The 4,197-nt window shown below is 75.6% G+C and carries 5 protein-coding genes; 2 read left to right on the plus strand and 3 right to left on the minus strand.

What is annotated here, in order from left to right:
- On the plus strand, positions 1–608 hold a 608-nt coding region (locus GPA02_RS18700), incomplete at its 5' end, for a methyltransferase (RefSeq protein WP_156201953.1).
- Here GPA02_RS18700 and GPA02_RS18705 read toward each other — a convergent pair.
- On the minus strand, positions 605–1,204 hold the full coding sequence (locus GPA02_RS18705) for a helix-turn-helix domain-containing protein (RefSeq protein WP_204986680.1): 600 nt from the start codon (positions 1,202–1,204) through the stop codon (positions 605–607). The genes GPA02_RS18700 and GPA02_RS18705 overlap by 4 nt on opposite strands.
- A gap of 67 nt (positions 1,205–1,271) precedes the next feature.
- Between GPA02_RS18705 and GPA02_RS18710 the strand changes: the two genes are divergently transcribed.
- Positions 1,272–2,243: an NAD(P)/FAD-dependent oxidoreductase gene (locus GPA02_RS18710; protein ID WP_156201955.1), complete on the plus strand. Its 972-nt coding sequence runs from the start codon at positions 1,272–1,274 to the stop codon at positions 2,241–2,243.
- Positions 2,244–2,245: 2 nt separating this feature from the next.
- On the opposite strand, the gene GPA02_RS18715 is transcribed toward GPA02_RS18710, so the two are convergent.
- Together GPA02_RS18715 and miaA are read right to left on the minus strand one after the other, a co-directional pair.
- Positions 2,246–3,166 carry a diaminopimelate epimerase gene (locus tag GPA02_RS18715; RefSeq protein WP_156201956.1) on the minus strand — a complete coding sequence of 307 codons (921 nt, stop codon included), beginning with the start codon at positions 3,164–3,166 and terminating at the stop codon, positions 2,246–2,248.
- Entirely contained in the window at positions 3,163–4,071 is a 909-nt protein-coding gene (miaA, locus tag GPA02_RS18720) for a tRNA (adenosine(37)-N6)-dimethylallyltransferase MiaA (RefSeq protein WP_240134149.1), read from the minus strand. Before miaA ends, GPA02_RS18715 begins: the two co-directional genes overlap by 4 nt.
- Positions 4,072–4,197 lie beyond the last annotated feature (126 nt).

Here is a 4,197-nt window from a genome sequence, read left to right on the forward strand (position 1 = left end):
CGCACTACTTCTCCCCCGACGTCCCCGCCGCCTCCGAGCCGCGGGAGATCGACGTCGTGCTGCGCGGCCGCAGGGTCACGGTGCGCACCGACCGGGGCGTCTTCTCGGGCGACCGGCTCGACCCCGGCACGGCGGTGCTGCTGGGGACGGTGCCCGACCCGCCGCCGACGGGCACGTTCCTCGACCTCGGCTGCGGCTGGGGGCCGGTCGCCCTCGCGCTCGCGCAGGCCGCCCCGCAGGCGCGGGTGCTCGCGGTCGACGTCAACCCGCGCGCGCTGGAGCTGACGCGCCGCAACGCCGCCGACCTCGGCTGCTCGGGCGTCGAGACCGTCGAGCCCGAGGCCCTGCTGGCGCGCGAGCCCGACCTCGCGCTCGACCTCGTGTGGTCGAACCCGCCGATCCGGGTCGGCAAGCCCGCGCTGCACGCGATGCTCGCGACGTGGCTGCCCCGCCTCGCGCCGGGCGGCTCGGCGTACCTCGTGGTCAGCAAGAACCTCGGCGCCGACTCGCTGCAGCGGTGGGTCGTCGACCAGCTCGGCCAGGCGACCGAGCGGGTCGCCAGCAGCAAGGGCTTCCGCGTGCTGCGCGTCGACGCGGCCACCGCCTAGTCGGCCGGGGCCGTCCCCTCCGGGCGACGCCGGCGCGGGCCGGCGCGCAGGTGGGCGCGCTCGCCCTCCTTGCCGAACAGGCTGAGGAACTCCACGCCGTCGTCGCCGGCCGGCCCGAGCCAGTGCGGCACCCGGGTGTCGAACTCGGCGGCCTCGCCGGGCCCCAGCACGAGGTCGTGCTCCCCCAGCAGCAGCCGCAGCCTGCCCTCCATGACGTAGACCCACTCGTACCCCGTGTGGGTGCGCAGCGTGCGGGAGTCGTCGTAGCCGTCGGCGTCGATGACGACCTTGAAGGCCTGGATCCCCTCGGCCCGCCGCGTCAGCGGCACCATCGTCATGCCGTTCTCGGTGACGGGCCGCAGGTGCACGCGGGGGTCGCCGGTGGGCGGCGCGTCGACGAGGTCGTCGAGCGTGACGCCGTGGCTGCGGGCCAGCGGCAGCAGCAGCTCGAGCGTCGGGCGCCGCCCGCCGGACTCCAACCGCGAGAGCGTGCTCACCGAGATCCCGGTCTGCTCCGACAGCTGCGCGAGCGTCAGGTCGCGCTGCACCCGCAGCGCGCGCAGGCGCGGTCCCACCCCGGTCAGCTCGTCGGTCATGCCCATGATCTTGCCACAACGGCAATCGCCCTTGCCATGCCGCGGAGGGCCGGCGCACCATCGACGCATGACCACCACCGCGATCCCCGCCCCTGCGTCCGACTCCTACGACGCCGTCGTCGTCGGCGGCGGCGCCGCCGGTCTGTCCGGCGCCGTCGTGCTGGCGCGCTCGCGCCGCTCGGTGCTCGTCGTCGACTCCGGGTCGCCGCGCAACGCACCCGCCGACGGCGTGCACGCCTTTCTCGGCCACGACGGGGTGCCGCCCGCCGAGCTGCTCGCCCGCGGGCGGGCCGAGCTCGCGCGGTACGGCGGGCACCTCGTCACCGGCGAGGTGAGCGCCGCGGGCACGACCGAGACCGGCTTCGTCGTCGAGGTCGAGGGCAGGCGCGTGCACGCGCGCCGGCTGCTGGTGGCGACCGGCGCCGTCGACGAGCTGCCGGACGTGCCGGGGCTGCGCGAGCGCTGGGGCCGCGACGTCGTCCACTGCCCCTACTGCCACGGCTGGGAGGTGCGCGACCAGCCGATCGGCGTCCTGGCGACGCAGCCGTCGTTCATGCACCAGGCGCTGCTGTTCCGGCAGCTCTCCGACGACGTCGTCGTGCTCGCCCACGGCGTCGAGCCGACGGCCGAGCAGCGCGAGCAGCTGCGGGCGCTCGCGATCGGGCTCGTCACCGACGGCGTCGCGGCGCTCGAGACCTCCGACGACCGGATCACCGGGGTGCGGCTGCGCACCGGCGCCGTCGTGCCGCGCTCGGTGCTCACCGTGCAGACCGTGCTGTCGCCGCGGCTGGGCGCGCTCGCCGATCTGGGCCTGGAGGTCGTCGACCACCCGTCCGGGGCGGTCCGCCACGTGCCGACCACCGACGCCGGCGGCCGCTCGCACGTGCCCGGCGTCTGGCTCGCGGGCAACGTCACCGACCCGATGGCGCAGGTCGTCGCGGCGGCCGCCGCCGGCACGATGGCGGGTGCGCAGATCAACGCCGACCTCGTCATGGCCGACGCCGCGGCCGCGCTCACCGAGCTCCGCGCCGCCTCCTGATCTCAGCCGAGCGGCGTGACCTCGGCGACGATCTCGGCCGGCCCGGCCAGCTCGACGGCGCCGCCCTCGAGCATCCGGACCCGCAGCCGGCCGCCCGGGACCAGCACCACCCACTCGTCGGGGGCGTCGTCGCCGAACCAGATGCGGGTCGCGATCGCGGCCGCGCACGCCCCGGTGCCGCACGAGAGGGTCTCGCCCACGCCACGCTCGTGCACCCGCATCCGCACGACCCCGATCCGCTCGGTGCCGACGACCGTGCCGTCGTCGTCGACGACGTCGACCTCGCGCTCGCCGAGCGGGACGACGACCTCGACGTTGCTGCCGTCGGCCGGCTCGGGCTCCAGGCGCGGTGCGACCGAGAGGTCGACGGCCTCGAGCTCCTCGAGGTCCGACAGCGCGATCACCGTGTGCGGGTTCGGGGTCGCGACCCGCAGCCCCGGGCGCGGCTCGTCGAGACCGGCGAGCCCGACCGTGACGTCGAAGCCGTCCGCGAGCGCCGGCTCGCCGCCCGGGACCGTCCACGTGCCCATCTCGACGGCGTACCCGTCGTCCTCCTTGTGCACGACGAGCGTGCCCGCGCGGGTGGCGATCGTCGTCGCCTCCCCCACCTGCAGGTCGAGCAGGCCGGTGTGCTCGAGGTAGGCGACGTAGGTGCGGATCCCGTTGCCGCACATCTCGGCGACCGAGCCGTCGGCGTTGCGGTAGTCCATGAACCACTCCGCCGCCGCCACCTGGTCGCTCGCCTCGTCGACGGCGGCGGTGCGCACGGCCCGGATGACGCCGTCGGCGCCGATGCCCAGGTGGCGGTCCGCGAGCGCGACCAGGTCCTCGGTCGCGAGCGGGTCGGTGCCGTCGACGTCGCTGTAGAGGAGGAAGTCGTTGCCGGTGCCGTGGGCCTTGACGAAGGTGCGAGCGCCGGTCATGCCACCAGCCTAGAGGCGCGCGCGGCCAGGTCCGGGCCGGGGGCCAACCAGTGGATGCGGTCGTCGCGACGGAACCAGGTCAGCTGCCGGCGCGCGAGCTGCCTCGTCGCGACGACCGTCGCCTCGAGCGCCTCGTCGAGGGTGCTCTCGCCGGCGAGCACGGCACGCGCCTGCACGTACCCGACGGCGCGCGAGGCGGTGCGGCCGCGGTCGAGCCCGGCCTCGACGAGCGCGGCGGTCTCCTCGAGCAGGCCGTCGTCGAACATCCGCCGCGCCCGGTCGGCGACGCGCACGGCGAGCTCCTCGCGCGGCACGTCGATCGCGACCTGCACCGCGGGCACGACCGGGGTCGCCCGCGTGGGCTGGGAGGCAGCGAACGGCCGACCGGTGAGGCGGACGACCTCGAGCGCGCGGACGACGCGCCGCCCGTTGCGGCGGTCGATGCGTGCGGCGGCCTCGGGGTCGAGCCGCGCGAGCTCGTCGTGCAGCAGCCCGGGGCCCTCCTCCGCGAGCCGCTGCTCCAGCTCGGCCCGCAGCGCCGGGTCGGTCTCGGGGAACGCGAGGTCGTCCAGGAGTGCGCGCACGTACAGGCCCGACCCGCCGACGACGACGGCCACGCGCCCGCGCTCACGGATCCGGGCGACGTCGGCCCGGGCGCGACGCTGGTAGACGGCGACCGACGCCTCCTCGGTGACGTCGAGGACGTCGAGCTGGTGGTGCGGGATGCCGCGCCGCTGCTCGGGCGGCGTCTTCGCGGTGCCGATGTCCATGCCGCGGTAGAGCTGCATGGCGTCGGCGTTGACGATCTCCCCGCCGAGCGCCTCGGCGAGGTCGAGCGCGAGGTCGGACTTGCCCGTCGCCGTCGCGCCGACGACGGCGATCACCCCGGTGGCGTGCTGCGTCACGCTGGCGAACCTACCGGTGCCGCGGCCGCCGCCTAGATGTACTCGGTCAGCACGTTGGTGACACGGATGTAGGGAGAAGGCCTCCATTCTGAGTGGTGTTCAACGTCACTCGAGGGAGGCCTTCTC

Source organism: Actinotalea caeni (genome assembly GCF_009733795.1).
In the GTDB taxonomy this organism is placed as follows: domain Bacteria; phylum Actinomycetota; class Actinomycetes; order Actinomycetales; family Beutenbergiaceae; genus Pseudactinotalea; species Pseudactinotalea caeni.